The sequence below is a fragment of the Azospirillum sp. B4 genome (genome assembly GCF_000333275.1).
GTDB lineage: Bacteria > Pseudomonadota > Alphaproteobacteria > Azospirillales > Azospirillaceae > Nitrospirillum.
This window is the reverse complement of the sequence record NZ_BACU01000363.1, coordinates 1-18,904: the sequence shown is the minus strand read 5'-3', so window position 1 is coordinate 18,904 and position 18,904 is coordinate 1. Positions and strand designations below refer to the sequence as shown.

Genomic DNA, 18,904 nt, shown 5'->3' with positions numbered 1-18,904 from the left:
GCCGGCCACCGCCAGGCCGGTGCGCAAGGCCCAGGCGACCCCCGCCGCCGCCGAGGTGCAGGTGGCGGACGCGCCGGCCGGCACGCTGGATGAGATGATCGTCACCGGCACCCGTGACCGGGGCCGTACCCAGTTTACCACCATGACGCCGGTGGATGTGCTGTCCGCCAAGGACCTGCAGGACGGCGCCTCCAACCAACTGCTGGAAAACCTGACGCAGGTGATCCCTGGCTTCAACGTGCAGAAGCTGCCCAGCTCCGACGGTGGGCAGTTCATCCGCCCGGCCCATTTGCGCGGCCTGTCGCCCGACCAGACCCTGGTGCTGGTCAATGGCAAGCGCTTCCACCGCACCGCCTTCCTGGGCAGCCGTGGCGCCCAGGGGCCCGACCTGGCGCAGATTCCCGATTTCGCCATCGGCAGGGTGGAGGTGCTGCGTGACGGCGCCTCGGCCCAGTACGGTTCCGACGCCATCGCCGGCGTCATCAACATCCAGCTGGACGACCGCCCAGGCGTCTACGGTTATATGCAGGGCTCGCAGTACTACGCCGGTGACGGCACCACCTGGAACGGCGGCTTGCGGGCGGGGACCGGTGTGGGCGACGGCGGCCATGTGGTGGCCACGGCGGAATGGTCGGACGGCACCCTGACCTCGCGCACCCACCAGCGGACCGATGCCGCCGCCTTCCAGGCGGCCAATCCATCGCTCCACATCGCCAATCCGGTGCAACGCTGGGGGCGGCCGGATGAGACCAGTTACCATTACGCGGTGGACGGGCTGCTGCCAGTCGGCGCCGTGGACCTCTACGGCTTCATGACCGTCGCCACCGGCGATGGCCTGAACGACATCAACTGGCGCCTTCCCAGCGCCACCAGCAATTCCAGCGTCTATGGGTTGGCGCCCAAGGTTTTTCCGGGTTGGGACCTGAAGTCGCTCTACCCCAACGGCTTCACGCCGCATGAGGGCATCAAGTACACCGACTACCAGGCGGTGTGGGGCGCCCGCGGCCATGTCGGCGATAACTTCGACTGGGATGCCAGCGGATCCTACGGTGAAAATGAAAGCCGCTTCTTCCTCTACAATTCCATCAACGCGTCATTGGGCCCCAACAGTCCGACCGACTTTTATCTGGGCACCCAGCGGCAGGATGAGTTCAACCTGAACCTGGACGGGGTTTACCGCCTGGATGTCGGCGCCCTGCCGGAACCGCTGAACATCGCCTTCGGTGCCGAGCGCCGGCTGGAGATCTACACCGTTGAGGCGGGCGACAAGGCCTCTTACCAGGTGGGGCCGGGTGCCAGCGCCGGCCTGGCCTCCGGCGCCAACGGCTTCCCCGGCTTCAGCGACCTTCAGGCCGGGTCCTGGTACCAGACCAGCTACGCCGGGTATATGGACCTGGAAGCCAAGCTGACGCCGGAATGGACCATAGGCGGCGCCGGCCGGTACGAGACCTACACCGGTTTCGGCGACAAGATGACCTATAAGGCCTCCACCCGGTATGAGATCACGCCGGACGTGGCCCTGCGCGCCTCCTACTCCACCGGCTTCCGCGCGCCCACGGCGGGACAGATCAATTCGCTCAGCACCTCGCAAGGGTTGGACACCAACACCCTGCAGCTGTTCACCAGTGGCCGCCTGTCGCCGGAAAACCCCTTGGCGGTGGCCCTGGGCGCCAAGCCGCTGCGGCCCGAGACGTCGCAGAACTACAGCCTGGGCGCGGTGTGGCGCACCGGCATCGGCCTGTCGGGCTCCATCGACGCCTACCAGGTGGATGTGAACAACCGGTTCTCCAGCTCCTCCACCATCACCCTGACGGCGGCGCAGAAGGCGCAGCTGGTGGCCCAGGGCGTGCCGGGGGCGGACAACTACACCTCCGTCTACTGGTTCACCAACGACTTCGACACCCGGACCCAGGGCCTGGACATCGTGCTGGATTACACCCAGCCGGTGTTCGATACCGCCCGCGTCGACCTGAAGCTGGCCTACAACCACAACCTGACCCAGGTCACCGGCGGCAGCCTGAACGCCAACCCGACGCAGAAGATCCTGTATGAGCAGGGCCTGCCCAAGAACAACATCACCGGCAGCCTGACCTATAGCGACCATCCCTTCGACTACCAGGTGCGCGTCCGCTATTACGGCAAGTGGACGGACAGCACCGGAAACTCCACCGGTGACATCTTCCAGACCTTCGACGGCATCACCTTCGTCGACCTGTCGGTGACCTACCACATCAGCGACGCCCTGTCGGTGAAGGTGGCGGGAGAGAACATCTTCGACACCTATCCCGCCAAGGCCATCTACCAGGCCAGCCGCGGCATCGAATATTCGCGCAACGCCCCGTATGACACCTACGGCGGCCGCTACTACGTCCGCTTCAACGCCGCCTTCTGAGTGCTATCTGCCAGAGTATCATTTGCCGAGTCTGTTCGGGGTGCCGTCTCGACCTCCCATCCGGGGCGGCACCCAGGGAGTGATTTTTCATGCGTCGACGCACCTTGCTCCAAGCCGCCCTGGCCGGTGGCGCCGGCGCCTTGCTCAGCGGTTCCGCCGTGCCGGTATCCGCCCAGCCGGGCCCGCTGCCCAGCCCGCTGGCCCCTGGCGCCACTCCGCCGGTGGCGGATGACGAGGCCGGCTGGACCGCCGTCGCGGCCGCGTACCCCGCCCGGCTCCAAACCGGCATCATCAACCTGGAATATGGCGCCTTCGGCCAGATGCCGCTGGCCGTCCAGGCGGCGTATGAGCGCTACACCGCCAAGGTGAACCAGGAAGGCGCCACCTTCGTGCGCCGCGATTTCGTCCCCTATTACCAGGCCCTGCGCCAGCGCATCGCCGCCATGGTGCATGCCGACGCGGCCGAGATCGTCATCACCCGCAACGCCACCGAGTCGCTGCAGGCCGTCATCGGCGGCTATGCCAGGCTCAAGCCCGGTGACGCCGTGCTGATGAGCGACCATGACTACGACAGCGCCCGCATGGCCATGTCCTGGCTGGAGCGCCGCCGGGGTGTGGACGTCATCAGCATCGGCCTGCCGTATCCGGCGACATACCAGGGCCTGATCGACGCCTACGACCAGGCGCTGGCGGCCCATCCCAATGTGCGCCTGATGCTGCTCACCCATCTCAGCCACCGCGACGGCCTGCGCCAGCCGGTGCGGGAGATCGTGGCCCTGGCCCGCCGGCGCGGGGTGGATGTGGTGGTGGACAGCGCCCAGGCATGGGGCCAGGGTCCGGTGGACCTGAAGGGCGACGGCGTCGACTTCGCCGTCTTCAACCTGCACAAATGGATCGGCGCCCCCCTGGGCGTGGGCGCGCTCTACATCGCCAAGGACCGCATTGCCGACGTCGAACCCTTCATGGGGGAGGAACCGTCGGAGCGTGATCCCATCCTGGCCCGGGTGCACACCGGCATGGCCAACTTCGCCGCCCAGATGGCCGCCATCGACGCGTTGGACTTCCACCAGGCCCTGGGCACCCCCGTGGTCGGTGCCCGCCTGCGCCACTTGCGCGACCTGTGGGCCCTGCCGGCGCGTGACCTGGCCAGAATCGAGGTGCTGACCCCCGACGATCCGCGCCTGTGCGCCGGCATGACCTCCTTCCGGGTGAAGGGCCGCACCAGCCCGGCCGACAATGCCGCCCTGGCCGCCCAGCTGCTGGAGAAGCACGGCATCTTCACCGTGGTGCGCACCGGCCTGGCCGGCGGCGCCTGCCTGCGGGTCACCCCCGGTTTCAGCACCACGCCGGACGACATGGCGGCCTTGGTGGGGGCGCTGAAGACGATCTGAGCCACAAATGAAGCGGCCGCGTCCCTCGTGACCCGGCCGCTTCATTTTTCCCGGAGCGAAGCGACTAGGCCCCGACCGGGGCCGCCGGAGGTTTCCGGGGAACGCAGTGGACTGGAAACCGAGGACAGCCAAGGGGCGGATGCCCCGCCGGCGCCTGAGGCGAACGACTAAGCCTCCACGAACAGCTCTTCCGGCTGGCCCACGTGGCGCATGATGCTCTGGCGCAGTTTGCCCATGGCGCGGTGTTCCAGTTGGCGCACGCGTTCCTTGCTGACGCCCAGGGTGTGGCCCAATTCCTCCAGCGTCGCCCCGTCCTCGCGCAGGCGGCGGGCGGCGATGATGGTGCGTTCACGGGGCGACAGTGTGTCCATGGCTTCGCTCAGCCAGGCGGTGCGGCTGCGGCTGTCCTTCAGGCCGATGACGATCTGCTCGGGCGAGGGGCCGTCGTCGGCCAGGAAGTCCTGCCACTCGCCGCCGTCCTCGCTCAGGGGATGGTTCAGCGACTGGTCGGTGGCGGTCAGGCGGATTTCCATGGTCTCCACCTCGTGCTCGCTCACATCCAGTTCCTCGGCCACACTGCGGCGGCCCTCGGCGGACAGCGAGGTGGCGGAGGGGTTGTTGTCGATGCGCGCGCGCAGGCGCCGCAGGTTGAAGAACAACGACTTCTGCCCCGCCGTGGTGCCGGTGCGCACGATGGACCAGTTGCGCAGCACGAATTCCTGGATGGTGGAGCGGATCCACCAGGCGGCGTAGGTGGAGAAGCGCACCTCCCGCTCCGGCTCGAACCGGCTGGCGGCCTGCATCAGGCCTAGGTTGCCTTCCTGCACCAGGTCGCCCAGCGGCAGGCCGTAGTTGCGGAAGCGGCTGGCCACGGCGATGACCAGGCGGGTATGGGACGAGACCAGGGCGTGCAGCGCCTTCTCGTCACGGTTCTGCTGCCAGCGGCGGGCCAGGTCGAACTCATGGTCTCGGCTCAACAGCGGCGCCTTCATCGACGCCTTGATGAAGGACAAATTCGCCCTTTGGGTCTGAGGATCATCGATATGCGCCATGCCCCCCTCCATCTTGGCTGATCCGGCCTCGACCGCCGCCCGGTCCCGGGAATGGCCCGGACGGTTCGCCGACGTCGTTCCCGGATGGGGTGTCCCGGTGGCCTATTCCTCCGGGTCGGCACCCCACGTGGATTTGCGGGATCGGTACGACAGTAATGACCTAACGGATCGCTGAAATATCGCGGGAAAAAGTCGATCACCCACAGGGCATAATCCGCCCTTGCCTTAGGTTGGCGCGGGTCGTACTCGCCTATTACCACCACCAAAGGGTCTAATTTCTCTAATTTGATATAAACGGGCGTCATCGGCCGGGCTTATTCGGGGGCTAATCTCCCCCGCCAATAGGCCCTTCGTCGCCCTGGCGGAGGGCGTAGTCGGGCGGCTATTCCGGTCCTTCCGGATCCGATCCGTTAACATGGGACCCGTGGCGCCGGAACGGCCTGGCGGGGTGTGTGTTAACAAACCGCAGGCGAATGGCCGGTGACTCCAAGGGCCTGGCGGGGCGGGCGGAAATCCCGGGGCAGGGCGCTCGGCGGGGCGGCGGGGTGGTGTCGGGGGTTCGTCCCGCCGGGTTCGCCGTCCGTCACCCAGCGGCTCCGGTGGAAGACGCGGTCTATGCCTTCCGGCAAGGACCCATGCGACCCTGACAAGGGTCCTGGGCGCGTCGCCGGGGTAATCCCTATCTCTTTCGATAAAGGGTGGGAGTGGATACCTGGCTCGGAGCAGAATGGGTGGCCGCTTCAACCTGTCTTGGGTGAAGTCTGGTGCCAATGGATTTCGGGTGATTGATGTTCGGTTGGTTCAGAGGGAAGCGAAAGCCGGTGCAATTGATGCCGGAAGCCAGGTGGGTTGTGTGCTTGGAAGACGCAGTCATCCAGGTCACGGATTCGAAAGGCGCTGTCAAATCGGTCACCAAGGCCGAGTTGTCCGGCATCGTCATTGAGACTAACGATAGCGGTCCGGTGGGCTGCGATGTTTGGTGGTTGCTGTTTGGCGAGGATGAAAAGATCGCCTGCTTCTATCCACAAGGTGCCACGGGCGAAAAGGCAGCATTGGATTATTTCCTGACGTTGCCGTCGTTCAATCATGAGGAAATGATCCAGGCGATGGGGTCGACGTCCAATGCCGTCTTCCCCGTCTGGCGCCGTAAGTCGTTGTCAGTGCACCTTCAGCCACAGCGGGAATAGCCGCAGGACAGGCAGGTGTCGCACCCCTCCTGATGCGTCAGTGTGGCTTGGCCGCAACGTGGGCATTGGGTCGGGGCGGCACGGTTTTCCGTGCCTTTGCCGGGGGGTGACGGCGTGTCGGCCGGACCGTCCGCCACGGAGGGCAGGCCGCTGGGTCGCAACAGGAAGCCCGTTTCCAGCATGTGCCGTTCGATGACCTCGCCGATGGCGGCCAGGAGGGAGGGGACGTAGCGGCCCTTCATCCACTGGCCGCCGCGCGGGTCGAACACGGCCTTCAACTCCTCCACCACGAAGGCGACATCCCCGCCCCGGCGGAACACGGCGGAGATCATGCGGGTCAGTGCCACCGTCCAGGCGTAGTGCTCCATGTTCTTGGAGTTGATGAAGACCTCGAACGGACGCCGCCCCTCCTCGATGACGATGTCGTTGATGGTGATGTAGAGGGCGTGGTCGCTGCCGGGCCAGCGCACCTTGTAGGTGGCCCCCACCAGCGCCTCCGGCCGGTCCAGCGGCACGGCACCGCTGGCGGGCGAGGGGACTGGGCTGACTGGACTGGGCGGGGGCGGGGTATCTGGCGCCGGGGCGGCCGGGGCGGACAACACCGAGCCGGTGATGGCGTTGGGGCGGTAGGTGGTGCAGCCCTTGCACCCCAGGTCGTAGGCCTGCAGGTAGACGTCCTTGAAGGCCTCGAAATCCAGGTCTGCCGGGCAGTTGATGGTCTTGGAGATGGAGCTGTCGACCTCTTCCTGCGCCGCCGCCTGCATCACCAGGTGGGCACCGGGGGGCAGGGAGCCGGCGTCGACGAAGCTGTCGGGCAGGGGGGCGTCGGGGCCGAAGGCCAGGCGGAAGCGGTGATAGGCGTAGTCGGCCACCCGCTCGACCTTGCGGCTGCCGTCCGGCTGCAGCACGGCGCGGTCGTATTCCCAGGTGAACACCGGCTCGATGCCCGAGGACACGTTGCCGGCCAGCAGCGAGATGGTGCCGGTGGGCGCGATGGAGGTCAGCAGGGCGTTGCGCACGCCGTGCCGCTCCACCGCCGCGCGGGTCACGTCGTCCAGGCCCCGAATCATGGGCCGGGCCAAATAGCGGTCGCGGTCATACAGCGGGAAGGCGCCCTTCTCCGCCGCCAGGCTGGCGCTGGCGCGATAGGCGTGGCGGCGCACCGCCCCCAGCCACTGGCGCGTCAGGTCCACCGCCTTCTGGGTGCCGTAGCGCACGCCGCACAGGATCAGGGCGTCGGCCAGGCCGGTGACGCCCAGGCCGACGCGCCGCTTGGCCTGCGCCTCCTGAGCTTGCGCGGGCAGGGGGAAGCGCGACACCTCGATGGCGTTGTCCAGCATGCGCACCGCCACCGGCACCAGGCGGGCCAGCCGGTCCAGGTCCAGCCGGGCGTCGGGGGTGTAGGCGTCCACCACCAGGGCCGCCAGGTTGACGGAGCCCAGCAGGCAGGCGCCGTAGGGCGGCAGCGGTTGCTCCCCGCACGGGTTGGTGGCGCTGATCACCTCCACCCCGCCCAGGTTGTTCTGGTCGTTGATTCGGTCGATGAAGATGACGCCGGGTTCGGCATAGTCGTAGGTGGCCCGCATGATGCGGTCCCACAGCTCGCGCGCCCGCACTGTACGCCAGACCTGGCCGTCGAACACCAGGTCCCAGGGCCCGTCCTCGCGCACGGCGGCGATGAAGGGGTCGGTCACCAGAACCGACAGGTTGAACATGCGCAAGCGGCCGGGGTCGCGCTTGGCGTCGATGAAGGCCTCCACATCCGGATGGTCGCAACGCAGCGTGGCCATCATGGCGCCCCGGCGATTGCCGGCGCTCATGATGGTGCGGCACATGGCGTCCCACACGTCCATGAACGAGGTGGGGCCGGAGGCGTCGGCCCCCACGCCCGCCACCGGCGCGCCGCGCGGCCGCAGGGTGGAGAAGTCGTAACCGATGCCCCCACCTTGCTGCAGGGTCAGTGCCGCCTCACGCAGATGGGCGAAGATGCCGCCCATGTCGTCCGGCACCGTGCCCATGACGAAGCAGTTGAACAGGGTGACGGCCCGCCCCGTGCCGGCCCCGGCCAGGATGCGGCCAGCCGGCAGGAAGGCGAAATCCTTCAGCGCCTCGAAGAACTGGGGTTCCCACAGCGCGGGTTCACGCTCGGCCTCCGCCAGGGCCCTGGCCACGCGGCGCCAGGTGCTCTCCACCGTGTGGTCAAGGGGCGTGCCGTCCGGCCGCTTGAACCGGTACTTCATGTCCCAGACCTGGGCGGCGATGGCCGGCCAGTCGGCGGGCGCCTCAACTGCCGCAGGTGTCGCTTGCCCCGCCTCACGCCCGATCATGCGCGTCCTCCGGTCCCGGATGATAGCCGCTCACGGGTCCAAGGGTAGGCTGGCGCGTGGGGCCGGTCAATCCGCGCCCCTGCTTAGGCTTAAAGGCCGTTCAGCCGGCGGCCGGCACATCCACCAGGGGCGGTGCCTGGGGCGGGCGGTGCGTGGCGGGGCCGCCGGCGGCCATCACCAGCCGGTCCGTCGCCGTCTCCAGCGCCGTTTCCAACCGGCGAAGCGCCTCTTCCTTGGACAGGCCGGGGGCGATGGCGGGCAGGAACTCGATGACGATGGTGCCGGGGCGGCGCAGGAACTTGTGCCGGGGCCAGAACAGGCCGGAGTTCAGCGCCATGGGCACCAGGGGCAGGCCCAGGCTTTCATACAGCAGGGCGATGCCGACCTTGTAGGGCCGCCACGCGCCCACGGCCGTGCGTGTGCCCTGCGGGAAGATGACGATGGGCCGGCCTTCGGCCACCCGCTCCCTGGCGCCGCGCACCAGCGACTGGATGGCCGCCCCGCGCTTGCCCCGGTCCACGGCGATCATGCGGGCCTTGGCGGCGTACCAACCCCAGATGGGAATGTAGGTCAGTTCCTTCTTCAGCACGATGGCCGGGTCCTCGAACATGAGGTGCAGCTTCATCGTCTCCCACATCGACTGGTGCTTGGCGCCCACCAGAAAGGCGCCCGTCTTGGGCAGGTGTTCCCGCCCCCGCACCTCATATTTCAGGCCGATGATGGTGCGCTCCAGGAAGACCAGGCTGCGCATATAGCCGCGGATGCCCCAGATCATGGCGCGGTGGGGCACGACCAGCCCCCACAGCAAGCCGAAGCAGCTGATGGCCGTCCAGATGTAGAAGACGATGTTGAAGATCAGGGACCGCAGGACCAGCATCGTCTCGACCGCTTAACCGGGGGTGATGGATGCAGGGATAGTGGCTGGACGCGCGCCTGTCCACAGGCGTGACGCGCGCCTTACAGCCCCAGTGCGTGGCGCAGGAAGGCCACCAGGTACTTGTCGTATTCGCTGACGATCAGGCCGGCGGTGCCGCGCCAGTGCCACCAGCCGTCCAGACGCACGTTGGCCGGCTGCACCGCGTGCGGGACGATGCGGACGTCGGGCAGGGCATGGCGGAACTCCACCAGGCTGCGCGGCATGTGGTAGTTGGCCGTGACCAGGCGCAAGGAACGGAAGCCCTCCGCCGCCATCCAGCGCGCCGTTCTCCGCCGCGTTGCCCACCGTGTCGTCGGCGGTGTAGCCCAGCACCACGCAGCATTCCACCGCGGTCGGCGTGGCCTGGGACATGCGCAGCAATGCCCGCACGTCCACCCCGCGATAAACGCCGGAGATGAACAGCTTCCGCGCCTTGCCGGCCGCCAGCAGGTCGAACCCGGTCTCCAGCCGTTCGCTGCCGCCGGTCAGCACCACGATGGCGTCGGTGGCGGTGGCCGTGTCTTCTGGCGCGCGGGGAATGTGGGCGGCGAAGGTCAGCAACCCTGCCAGCCAAAGCCCGCCCAGCGCGGCCCCCGCCCAGGTCAGGCGGCGCAGCCGGGTCAGCAGCGGCCGGGGGCGCGCTGCCTCCGCCTGGGGCACCGATGCTGGGGACGGCGTCACGGCAGCCGCTCCAGCGCGCGCAGCACGGTCAGGCGGGCGCTGATGGCGGCCAGGGCGGCGGCGGCCACCGGCACGGTCACCAGCAGCAGCCATTGCAGGGGCGCCAGCGTCATGGGCGGCAGCAGCGTGCCCTCGATGGTGCGCGACAGCAGGGACAGGACGGCCAGGGTCGCCAGCGCCACCGCCGTGCCGCCAACGCCGCCGGTCAGCGACAGGCGCAGGATGTGGCGCTGGAACTGGTCGGCCACATGGCTGTCGGTGGCGCCCATGACGTGCAGCAGGTCCACCTCATCCTGGTGCATGGCCAGGCCGGCCTTTGCGGCGAACACCACCACGGCCACGGCGGCCCCGCCGATCAGGGCGACGATGACCAGGGCCACCGCCTCCACCAGGCGGGCCAGGCGGCGCAGGTCGCGCAGCCATACGCCCGGCTCCTCCACCGTCGTGCCCGGCACCGCGGCGGCCAGGCGCTGGCGCAGGGCGGCCACGTCCACGGCGGGGCCGGCGGTGACGTCGATCAGGGCGGGCAGGGGCAGGTCGCGCAGCAGGTCGCCGTTGCCCAGCCAAGGCTCCACCAGGCGGGCCGCGTCCTCCATGGGCACCGGCCGGGCGTTGATGATGCCGGGCATGCCGCCGAGGGTGTGCAGCACCAGCTGCACCCGCTCCTCCAGCGACACCGGCGCCTTGTCGTTGGCACTTTGATTTTCGGCCGGGCTGACCTGGATGGTCAGGCTGCCGTCCAGCCCGCTGTCCCACCGCTGGGCCCAGCCGGACAGCATCTGGGCCGCTGCCACCGCCAGGGTGGACAGGAACACCATCAGGGCGATCAGCCAGGGCAGGAATCGGCCCGTGGCATCGCGGCGTAGGGACAGGACGGCAGGTCCGCGCCGGCTCATGGGACTGGCCTCGCAGGGTGGTTCGGGGCGAAGGGGGTGTCCTAGTGATGGCACGGCCGGGTGGCGGGCGTCCAGCGTGTCCGGCCAGGCGACCGCAGGTGCGGCATCCGGCCCCGGCCTGTCCCGCCCGACCAGACCCTGTCTGAACGGAATAGACCGTCTCGCCGCAGCAGGATGTTCCTGGGGCAACCTTGCGCACGGCCGACCTTTTCGTTTAAGTCTAGGGCGCCTCTTAAGGATTTTGGCCTGGCTCCGCCTCTCATGATAACAACCTGCCCGTCCTGCGCCACGCGCTTCCGGGTCGACGACGCCCTTCTGGGGCGGGGTCGCCGCGTGCGGTGCAGTGCCTGCGGTTCCGTTTGGCATCAGGTGCCGGAGACGGCGGGCCGAGCGTCCTCCTCGGCGCCCGCCCCAGCGCCGGATGATGAACCCGACTGGATGAGTCCGGGGCCACTGTCGTCCTCTTCCTTCGCCGACCTGGCGGCGGAGATGGAGCGGGAGACCGCCTACGACGCCCTGACCATGGATGTCGAGGAGAAGCCGGCGCCCATGTCGCTGGGCCGCCTGCGTCCGGCCACGGCTCCCCTGCCGGCGCCGGAGGAGAGGCCGCGCCGTCTGTTCGCCGCCGTGCGCTGGGCCATTCTGGCCGTGGTGGTGGCGGGAGGGGGCGCCGGCCTGGCGCTGGAACGGGACGCCATCGTCGACGCCTGGCCCGCTGCCGCCCGCCTCTATGATGCCGTGGGCTTCGGGGTGGAGCCGCCGGGCACGGGGCTGGAGATGGTGGACAACAAGACGGAATTCCGCGACGTGGAAGGCACGTCCATGCTGTTCATCGACATCACGGTGCAAAACAAGTCCGACCGCCAGCGCGAGGTGCCAGACCTGATGGCCTCCGCCCTGGGGGCCGACGGCAAACCCTTTCAGCGCTGGCGCATGCAGCCCAAGGCCCGCCGGCTGTTCCCCGGCGAGAAGACCGTCTTCCACAGCAACATCGTGGAAAAAGGCGGCCAGACGGTGCAGATCAGGCCGGAGTTCGTGCTGCCGAACTGATATGCACGATATCTGAAGGGTTAAGATCAAGCGCCGCCGCCACGGGGGGGCTTCAGCCCACTTGTCGCTTCAGCGCGGCGGCATCGATCGGCGCCGAACCGTCGGTGCCAATCTCAAGACCTAACAGCCTTGCCAGCGTTGCCGCCTGTTCTAGTCGTTGGACTTGTACAGCCGCCGCCGCGCGCTTCATCTCGTAGCGTGCCAGCAAGGACTCGAACGCGGTGGGAACCGGGGCCAGCAGGCGGGGGAACTGCTCCAAAAACATCGCTTTGTCGACATGCTCGAAATAACGCTGGCGAATGGAGGGGAAGTCGTACTGCCAGAGTTGATCCAGGGACACATCCTTTCCGAACCGGGCGAAGGATTGCTCTTCGGAAAAGAGATCGGCAAAGCTGGGGGGAAACAGCTTTGGCCCGTGGCGATAAAGGTCGGCGGCCTCCGCCACCAGGCGCTGGTAGGGCCGTCCGTCCGTCAAGCTCGGGACCGCGTCCGGCAACAAGGAGAGGCATTCCGCCGCGTAGTCGATTTGCCCCAGGATCAGGGCGATGAACGTGGCTTTCGCAAGCGAGGCGGTTGGATAGGGGTGGTCGACGGCGATCCGGGCCGGGGCCTTCAGATAGAGGGCGTCGCTGACGAACAGGGCGCCCTGGCCACGCCAACCGAGGGGCGCGCGATGCCAATGCCAGTCCGGATGCTGCTCCAGCCTGACCAGACGGAAGCCTTGGTCGCGAGCCCATGTGTGCACGTCGCTGAAAAGGGGCTGCCCTTGGTATAGGGGCTCGAACTCCACCTCCGCGGTGAAGCCTAACAGCTGGCTCGCGGCGAGGGGGCCGGTGCCCTTCAGGATCTCGAGCTCACTTCCCTGGGTGTCCATGTTCAGGAAATCCAGGGAGGTTTCCCTCCGGGCGGCAATTTCCGCCAAGGTCAGGGCGGCGCCCCGATGGACGCGCACCGTACGGAAGGCTTCCCGCAGTAAATAATCACCGGAATTCGGATCACGATAATATACGTCGGCCAGGTCCGGGTTGGCGGGATAGCAGGAACTGGTGAAGGGGTCGTAGTTGATATTGATGTGGTCACCCACGGATGGTCCACGGATGATGACGGCTTCATTGGTGAAGGTGAAGCGGCTTAACGCTGTCGCCGACTGAATCTGGTCCAGGCAATCGGGATCGGCATCATATATGTGAAAAACCAGGTCGTCCGCGTGTGCGCGCAGGAAGAAGGTGCCCTGATTCCCAGCGCGACCACCAATATAGTGAAAGTATATCTTTCCAGAACTCATGGATTCCCCTGAATGTCGAGATACGGGTGGTGGTATCGGGTCGCTTCTTTTTAATTATTCGAATCTGATCTGCCCCGTGAATGTCAAGTTCTGGGGGAAACGGGATGGTTGGACGGGTTAAAACCGCTTCAGGAGCCGATCGATGTAGTCCAGCTCTTCCTTAGGCCGGCCGGCCTCGCTGGCGCGGCGGCGCAGTTCTTCCAGGATTTCGCGGGCGCGCTGCAGGTCGCCGTGGTCGGGGATCTTGACGCCATCTGTGCTGGTGGCGCCCTGGCCGGTCATCTGACGGCCCAGCGGGTCGGTGTTCTGGCCCCGGCCGTTGGCGGAGCGCGGGGCGACGCGGGTGCCGCGCCCCATCTGGCGGGCCATCTGCTGCGCCATGCCCTTCATCCCGTCCTGCAGGGCTTCCAGCGCCTGGCCCTGGGCCTCCACCGCGTCCTCGGGCGATCCTTCCGACAGGGCGCGGCCGGCCTGGCCCATGGCGCGGTCCGCCTTGTCCAGGGGCGACGGCGCCTGACCGGGGCCCTCACCGCCGCCGGTGCCGTTCTCCTGCCCGCCCGGCTGCTCCTGTCCCTGCTGGTTTTCGGACTGGGGTCCCGGCTGTTGGCCCTGCTGCTGCATCAGGGCCTGCAATTCGCGGCGCAGGGCGTCCTGCTGCTTGGCCAGGTCACGGGCGGTGGCTTCCGCGCCCGGGTCGCGCTGGGGCTGGCGCGGGGCCGCACCCTGGCGGTTGGGGACGGAACGCGGCATGTCGCCCCGGGTGGACGGCTGCGGCCGGTTGTCCCCGTCCTCGCCCCGGTCGCCCTGGCGGAAGGTCTGGTCCATCAGCTCGCGCTGGCGCTTGGTCAGGTCCTGCAGCTTTTCCAGGGTCTGCATCGCCTGGCGCATCTGCTGTTGCTCGGCCTCCGATGGCGGTTTCTGCGGGCCGGTCTGCACGCTTTCCATCAGGTCCTGCATCTGGTCCAGCATCTTGCGCGCGGCGTCGCGGGCACCGGTCTGGGCCATTTGCTCCAACTGCTCCATCATCTGGCCCATGTCGAAGGACTGGGCGTTCTGGTCGTCGGGCGGCGGGGCGCCGTCCTGGCCCTGCTGCTGGTCGCTTTTCTCCGCCAGGGCCTGCATGTAGCGGGCCAGCGCCGCCTTCATCGCCTCCAGATCCCGGCGGATCTCCGCCTCCGGCGCGTTGCGGTCCAGGGCGTCGCTGAGGCGCTGGCGGGCGTCACGCAGCTCGCTCTCGGCCGAGGCCAGGCTGCCGTCCTCGATCTTCAGCGCGGTGTCCCACAGCAGGTCGGCCACATCCGCCAGGGATCGCGCGTCGTCGTTCAGGCCCAGATGGCGGGCGGCCGCGTACAGCGCCATGAACACGGTCGGGTCGCCGCCATAGCCGTCCAGTTCCCCCGACAGGTCCAACAGGGCGGGGATGGCGGCCTTGCGCGCTTCCTCCCCGTTGTCCAGCAGGGCGCGGCGTTGGGTGATGACGGCTTTGGCCGTGGGGTTGTTGAACACCCGCTCCGGCAGCGTCACGGTCTGACTGTCGCTGGTGGCCGTCTGGCCGGCGGTATCGGTCGCCGTCAGCTGGATGGTCACAGGCTGGCCGGCCCAAGGGCTGGCCGTCAGGTCGAAATAGCCGGCGGCGTTGGCCACCACCGGCGTGCCGGCGCCGGACGCCTCGCGCGCCGGTCGCGCCGGTACGGGCAGGGTCAGCACCAGGGGCTCCACCGTGGCCCCCTCGGGCCGCGTGGTGGGCGTCACGGTGGCGGTGACGCCGGCGATGCCGTAGTCGTCGGCCGCCGTGTAGTTCAGGCGCAGGGCGTAGCGCTCGGTGGCGCTGGGCTTTTCCCGGAAGGCGATGGCCGGCGGATCGTCCGCCACCACGCGGATGGCCCAGCTGCCCAGGGTCCGCCCCCGGTCGGTGACGGTGATGCGCTGGCCCTTCGTGACAGCCCGGCTGGCCTGGAAGCCGCCGGTGGCGGCCGGGTCCAGGGGCAGGGTCTGCTCATCAACGGACAGCTTGGGCGCGCGATGGTGGGGGCCCAGGCGGGCGGTGATGGTGGCGCCGGCGGGCACGGAGATGAAGACGCCGTTTTCAGCCGGGGCGCCGGCCTTGCCCCGGCGGGTCAGGAACTGCGGGGGCAGGCCGGTCGATTCCGGCGGAGTGATCCAGACGTCCAGGTCCGCCTCGGCTCCTGCGGGCGGCGCCTGGAAACCGGCGTCCAGCGCCTCGATCAGGCGGGGGCGCCAGTCGCCCCAGGCCATGGCGGCCGCTACCGCCAGCAGCAGCACCGCGACATGGCGCAGGGCCCAGGGGTCGCGGTTGGGCAGGTCCAGTTTGGGGCCGCTGACGCGCATGCCCGCCAGGCTGCGTCGCGCCCGGTCCTGCGCCGCCTGCCACAGCGCGGCGGCGGGGCCGTTTTGATCCACGGGGCGGTCGATCATCAGGTCGAAGGGCCGATGGCGCAGGCCGTTATCCCGCTCCAGCCGGCGGAACACGGCATCCCGGTCAGGCAGGCGCGGGCCGTACCGGTACAGAAGCCAGAATGGCGCGACGACCGCAGCGCAGAAAAGCCCCAGGACGCCGCCGTGGGCCCAGGGCGGCAGATGGGGCAGGGCCCCGGACCAGGCCAGCGCCAGGCCCAGCATCAGCACGCTGGGCAGGGGCCACAGTCGCAGGGCAGCCCGCTCCACCGCCAGTGACAGCCAAGCGGTCCGCAGGGCGCGGTGCCAGGGCTTCAGTGGCGGCGGGACCAGGGGGAGGCGGGCCCGGTTGGGTAGGGGGACGACAATACCCGTGGGCACGCCACCGATGGGCGCGCCACCCACGGGCGCACTGGCGTCCGGCGCCTGTCGCTCCTTGCGGGGTTTGAGTGCCCTTTCAGCCATGCCGTCGGTGCCCTCGTCCTGAATAGCCCAGACCGGGATCGGCCCTATGCCCTGCGCCTTAAACGTGGCGCCATTGGGGCGCCACGTCCAGGGCCAGCATTTCCTCGAACGTCTGGCGGCGGCGGATGACCGCCCACCGCCCCTCATCCACCAGCACCTCGGCCACCAGCGGACGGGAGTTGTAGGTGGACGACATGGCGGCACCGTACGCCCCGGCGGTCATGAAGGCCACCAGTTCACCCTCCGCCACCGGCGGCAGCTCGCGCTGGCGGGCAAAGGTGTCGCCCGTCTCGCAGATGGGGCCGACCACGTCCATGGGGGAAAGCGCGGCGCCGGCCGCCGGTTCCAGTACCGGGCGGATGCCATGATAGGCATCATAGAGGGTGGGGCGCATCAGGTCGTTCATGGCGGCGTCCACGATCAGGAAACGGCGGTGCAGCCCTTCCTTGACGTAGATGACGCGGGCCAGCAACACCCCGGCGTCACCCACCAGCGACCGGCCCGGTTCCAGGGTCAGGCGGCAGCCCAGGTTGCCGAGGCGCTTGCGCACGATGTCGGCATAGGCGTTGTGGTCGGGTGCCGTCTCCCCCTTGTAGGGAACGCCCAGGCCGCCGCCCAGATCCAGCCGCTCGATCTTCAGGCCGGCCTCGCGGGTGGCGATCACCAGGTCCGACAGGTGGCCGTAGGCGTCGTCGTAGGGGCTGATGTTCAGCAGCTGGGACCCGATGTGGACGGCATAGCCCTTGGGCGCCAGGCCCGGCAGGCCGCAGGCCTTGGCATAGGCCTGCACGGCGTGGCCCAGGTCGATGCCGAACTTGTCCTCCTTGCGGCCCGTGGCGATCTTGCCATGGGTGCCGGCGTCCACGTCCGGGTTGATGCGCAGCGCCACTGGGGCGGTGCGGCCCAACGCCGTCGCCACGGCCGACAGGGCCTCCAGCTCGGGCAGGCTTTCCACGTTGATCTGGTGGATGCCGGCCGTCAGCGCCGCGGCCAGCTCGTCGCGCGTCTTGCCCACGCCGGAGAACACGATCCGCTCCGGTGGCACGCCGGCGGCCAGCGCCCGGCGCATCTCCCCCTCCGACACCACGTCGGCGCCGGCGCCCAGGCGGGCGAACAGGCTGATGATGGACTGGTTGGAATTGGCCTTGAGGGCGAAGCAGACATCCACCGGGTCGCGGGCGAAGGCCTGGGCATAGGCCTGGTAATTGGCGCGCAGGCGGCTGGCGGCATAGACGTAGACGGGGGTGCCAACGGCCTCGGCCAACCGGTCCAGGGGAACGCCGTCGGCGGTCAGCACGCCGGAAACATAGGTGAAGGCCATCGAAATCCGAACCGTCGCGAAGCTGTGAGGGAGGTGCCCGCCCGTTTATTGGGGGGTGGAGGATGAGGTGGTGGGCGTGGAGGTGGTGCCGCCCATCATGGGTCCGGTGTTGCTGATGACCGGGCTGTCGGGCAGGACCCCGTAGGGCGTGCCCGTCTGGATGGTGGCCCGCGTCTCACCCGGCTGGTCGGCGGAACTGGGCTGCGCCACCCGGGCGTTGGGCTGCGGGTCCCGCGCCGGGTTGGGATAGGCGTGCAGCGGATGGTCCTCGCCATCCGGCGTGTCCAGCGTGCGGGCGATCTTGCCGCAGCCCGACAGCGCCAGGGCGGCGGCCAGGCCGGCGGCGGTGAGGATCAGCCTCATGCTCATGCGGGGGGCGATCACAGGAACCGCTCCCGCGCGGCGGCGACGGCGGCCCGCACCCGCTCGGGCGCGGTGCCGCCCAGGCTGGTGCGGCTGGCGACGGACGCTTCCAGGCTCAGCACGGCATAGACCTCCTCGGTGATGCGGGCGTCGACGCCCTTCATGACGTCCAATGGCACGTCCGACAGGCCGCAGCCCCGTTCCTCGGCCAGGCGGACGATGCGGCCGGTGACATGATGCGCCTCGCGGAAGGGCAGGCCAAGCCGGCGGACCAGCCAGTCGGCCAGGTCGGTGGCGGTGGGGAAGCCCGCCTCCACCGCGCGGCGCATGGCGGCGGGGTCGGGCGTCATGTCCTGGATCATGCCGGTGGTGGCGGCCAAGCAAAGCGCCAGCGTGTCGTCGGCCTCGAACACCGGCTCCTTGTCCTCCTGCATGTCCTTGGAATAGGCCAGCGGCAGGCCCTTCATGACCACCAGCAGGCCGGACAGGGCGCCGATGACGCGGCCACACTTGGCGCGCACCAGCTCGGCCGCGTCCGGGTTCTTCTTCTGCGGCATGATGGAACTGCCGCTGGTGAAGGCGTCGGACAGCCGGATGAAACGGAACTGGGTCGTGCACCACAGCACGATCTCTTCCGCCAGGCGCGACAGGTGCACGGCGCAGATGCTGGCCGTGGCCAGGTAGTCCAGGGCGAAGTCGCGGTCGGACACGGCGTCCAGCGAGTTGGCCGTGGGCCGGTCGAAACCCAAGGCCGCGGCCGTGGCGGCGCGGTCGATGGGGTAGGGCGTGCCGGCCAGCGCGGCGCTGCCCAGGGGGCATTCGTTCAGGCGGGCGATGGCGTCGCGCACGCGGGCGCGGTCGCGGCCCAGCATCTCCACATAGGCCAGCAGATGGTGGCCGAAGGTCACCGGCTGGGCCGTCTGCAGGTGGGTGAAGCCCGGCATGATGGTGTCGACGTTGCGCTCGGCCTGCTCGACCAGGGCGGCCTGCAGCGCCTTCATGTCGCCGTCCAGGCGCTGCAGCGCGCCGCGCACCCATAGCTTGAAGTCGGTGGCCACCTGGTCGTTGCACGAGCGGGCGGTGTGCANGCGGCCGGCCGGTTCGACGATCAGTTCCTTCAGGCGGAACTCCACGTTCATGTGGATGTCCTCATGCTCATTCCT

General features: G+C 68.8%; 14 protein-coding genes and 1 pseudogene. 5 read left to right on the top strand and 10 right to left on the bottom strand.

Annotated features, from left to right (window positions below; all coding sequences use genetic code 11):
- Positions 1-2,392: TonB-dependent siderophore receptor (locus I55_RS16025; protein WP_049974191.1), on the top strand; the 2,392-nt coding region annotated here is incomplete at its 5' end.
- 89 nt (positions 2,393-2,481) lie between these two features.
- Positions 2,482-3,783 (top strand): aminotransferase class V-fold PLP-dependent enzyme, encoded by a 1,302-nt coding sequence (locus I55_RS16020; protein WP_044561584.1) that lies wholly within the window; start codon positions 2,482-2,484, stop codon positions 3,781-3,783.
- Between the two features lie 167 nt (positions 3,784-3,950).
- Here the strand turns inward: I55_RS16020 and I55_RS16015 are convergent, their stop codons facing one another.
- On the bottom strand, positions 3,951-4,835 hold the full coding sequence (locus I55_RS16015; RefSeq protein ID WP_044561583.1) for an RNA polymerase factor sigma-32: 885 nt from the start codon (positions 4,833-4,835) through the stop codon (positions 3,951-3,953).
- Positions 4,836-5,623: 788 nt separating this feature from the next.
- Here I55_RS16015 and I55_RS16010 point away from each other — a divergent pair.
- Positions 5,624-6,022, top strand: coding sequence for a hypothetical protein (locus tag I55_RS16010; protein WP_044561582.1), 399 nt, complete (start codon positions 5,624-5,626; stop codon positions 6,020-6,022).
- Here the strand turns inward: I55_RS16010 and I55_RS16005 are convergent.
- From I55_RS16005 to I55_RS15990, 4 genes are all read right to left on the bottom strand, one after another.
- Positions 6,004-8,349 (bottom strand): adenosylcobalamin-dependent ribonucleoside-diphosphate reductase, encoded by a 2,346-nt coding sequence (locus I55_RS16005; protein WP_083901156.1) that lies wholly within the window; start codon positions 8,347-8,349, stop codon positions 6,004-6,006. The two genes, I55_RS16010 and I55_RS16005, sit on opposite strands and share 19 nt — an antisense overlap.
- A gap of 100 nt (positions 8,350-8,449) precedes the next feature.
- Positions 8,450-9,226 (bottom strand): 1-acyl-sn-glycerol-3-phosphate acyltransferase, encoded by a 777-nt coding sequence (locus I55_RS16000; protein WP_044561581.1) that lies wholly within the window; start codon positions 9,224-9,226, stop codon positions 8,450-8,452.
- Positions 9,227-9,306: 80 nt separating this feature from the next.
- Positions 9,307-9,540, bottom strand: a complete 234-nt coding sequence (locus I55_RS39315) for a YdcF family protein (RefSeq protein WP_307718711.1) — start codon at positions 9,538-9,540, stop codon at positions 9,307-9,309.
- Between the two features lie 402 nt (positions 9,541-9,942).
- A complete protein-coding gene (locus I55_RS15990; protein ID WP_044561580.1) occupies positions 9,943-10,842 on the bottom strand; it encodes an ABC transporter permease in 900 nt (299 codons plus the stop codon).
- Positions 10,843-11,016: 174 nt separating this feature from the next.
- Between I55_RS15990 and I55_RS39550 the strand changes: the two are divergent.
- A pseudogene (locus tag I55_RS39550) lies at positions 11,017-11,199 on the top strand (zinc-ribbon domain-containing protein); the annotation flags it as partial.
- Between the two features lie 81 nt (positions 11,200-11,280).
- Positions 11,281-11,892: a DUF3426 domain-containing protein gene (locus tag I55_RS15985; protein ID WP_044561579.1), complete on the top strand. Its 612-nt coding sequence runs from the start codon at positions 11,281-11,283 to the stop codon at positions 11,890-11,892.
- 52 nt (positions 11,893-11,944) lie between these two features.
- On the opposite strand, the gene I55_RS15980 is transcribed toward I55_RS15985, so the two are convergent.
- The 5 genes from I55_RS15980 to argH form a co-directional block, all read right to left on the bottom strand.
- Positions 11,945-13,177, bottom strand: a complete 1,233-nt coding sequence (locus tag I55_RS15980) for an FkbM family methyltransferase (protein WP_044561578.1) — start codon at positions 13,175-13,177, stop codon at positions 11,945-11,947.
- 117 nt (positions 13,178-13,294) lie between these two features.
- Complete coding sequence (locus tag I55_RS15975; protein ID WP_159107213.1) at positions 13,295-16,057, bottom strand: TIGR02302 family protein; 2,763 nt, start codon at positions 16,055-16,057, stop codon at positions 13,295-13,297.
- 58 nt (positions 16,058-16,115) lie between these two features.
- A complete protein-coding gene (lysA, locus tag I55_RS15970) occupies positions 16,116-17,378 on the bottom strand; it encodes a diaminopimelate decarboxylase (protein ID WP_044561577.1) in 1,263 nt (420 codons plus the stop codon).
- A gap of 45 nt (positions 17,379-17,423) precedes the next feature.
- A complete protein-coding gene (locus I55_RS15965) occupies positions 17,424-17,747 on the bottom strand; it encodes a hypothetical protein (RefSeq protein WP_148293771.1) in 324 nt (107 codons plus the stop codon).
- An 11-nt stretch (positions 17,748-17,758) separates the two neighbouring features.
- A partial coding sequence (gene argH / locus I55_RS15960) for an argininosuccinate lyase (RefSeq protein ID WP_044561575.1) occupies positions 17,759-18,904 on the bottom strand: 1,146 nt, incomplete at its 5' end.

What these genes read in the sequence shown, in the direction of transcription:
- I55_RS16020 (WP_044561584.1), top strand. Translation starts at nt 2,482, where the DNA reads ATGCGTCGACGCACCTTGCTCCAAGCCGCCCTGGCCGGTGGCGCCGGC.
- I55_RS16015 (WP_044561583.1), bottom strand. Translation starts at nt 4,835, where the DNA reads ATGGCGCATATCGATGATCCTCAGACCCAAAGGGCGAATTTGTCCTTC.
- I55_RS16010 (WP_044561582.1), top strand. Translation starts at nt 5,624, where the DNA reads ATGTTCGGTTGGTTCAGAGGGAAGCGAAAGCCGGTGCAATTGATGCCG.
- I55_RS16005 (WP_083901156.1), bottom strand. Translation starts at nt 8,349, where the DNA reads ATGATCGGGCGTGAGGCGGGGCAAGCGACACCTGCGGCAGTTGAGGCG.
- I55_RS16000 (WP_044561581.1), bottom strand. Translation starts at nt 9,226, where the DNA reads ATGCTGGTCCTGCGGTCCCTGATCTTCAACATCGTCTTCTACATCTGG.
- I55_RS39315 (WP_307718711.1), bottom strand. Translation starts at nt 9,540, where the DNA reads ATGGCGGCGGAGGGCTTCCGTTCCTTGCGCCTGGTCACGGCCAACTAC.
- I55_RS15990 (WP_044561580.1), bottom strand. Translation starts at nt 10,842, where the DNA reads ATGAGCCGGCGCGGACCTGCCGTCCTGTCCCTACGCCGCGATGCCACG.
- I55_RS15985 (WP_044561579.1), top strand. Translation starts at nt 11,281, where the DNA reads ATGAGTCCGGGGCCACTGTCGTCCTCTTCCTTCGCCGACCTGGCGGCG.
- I55_RS15980 (WP_044561578.1), bottom strand. Translation starts at nt 13,177, where the DNA reads ATGAGTTCTGGAAAGATATACTTTCACTATATTGGTGGTCGCGCTGGG.
- I55_RS15975 (WP_159107213.1), bottom strand. Translation starts at nt 16,057, where the DNA reads ATGGCTGAAAGGGCACTCAAACCCCGCAAGGAGCGACAGGCGCCGGAC.
- lysA (WP_044561577.1), bottom strand. Translation starts at nt 17,378, where the DNA reads ATGGCCTTCACCTATGTTTCCGGCGTGCTGACCGCCGACGGCGTTCCC.
- I55_RS15965 (WP_148293771.1), bottom strand. Translation starts at nt 17,747, where the DNA reads ATGAGCATGAGGCTGATCCTCACCGCCGCCGGCCTGGCCGCCGCCCTG.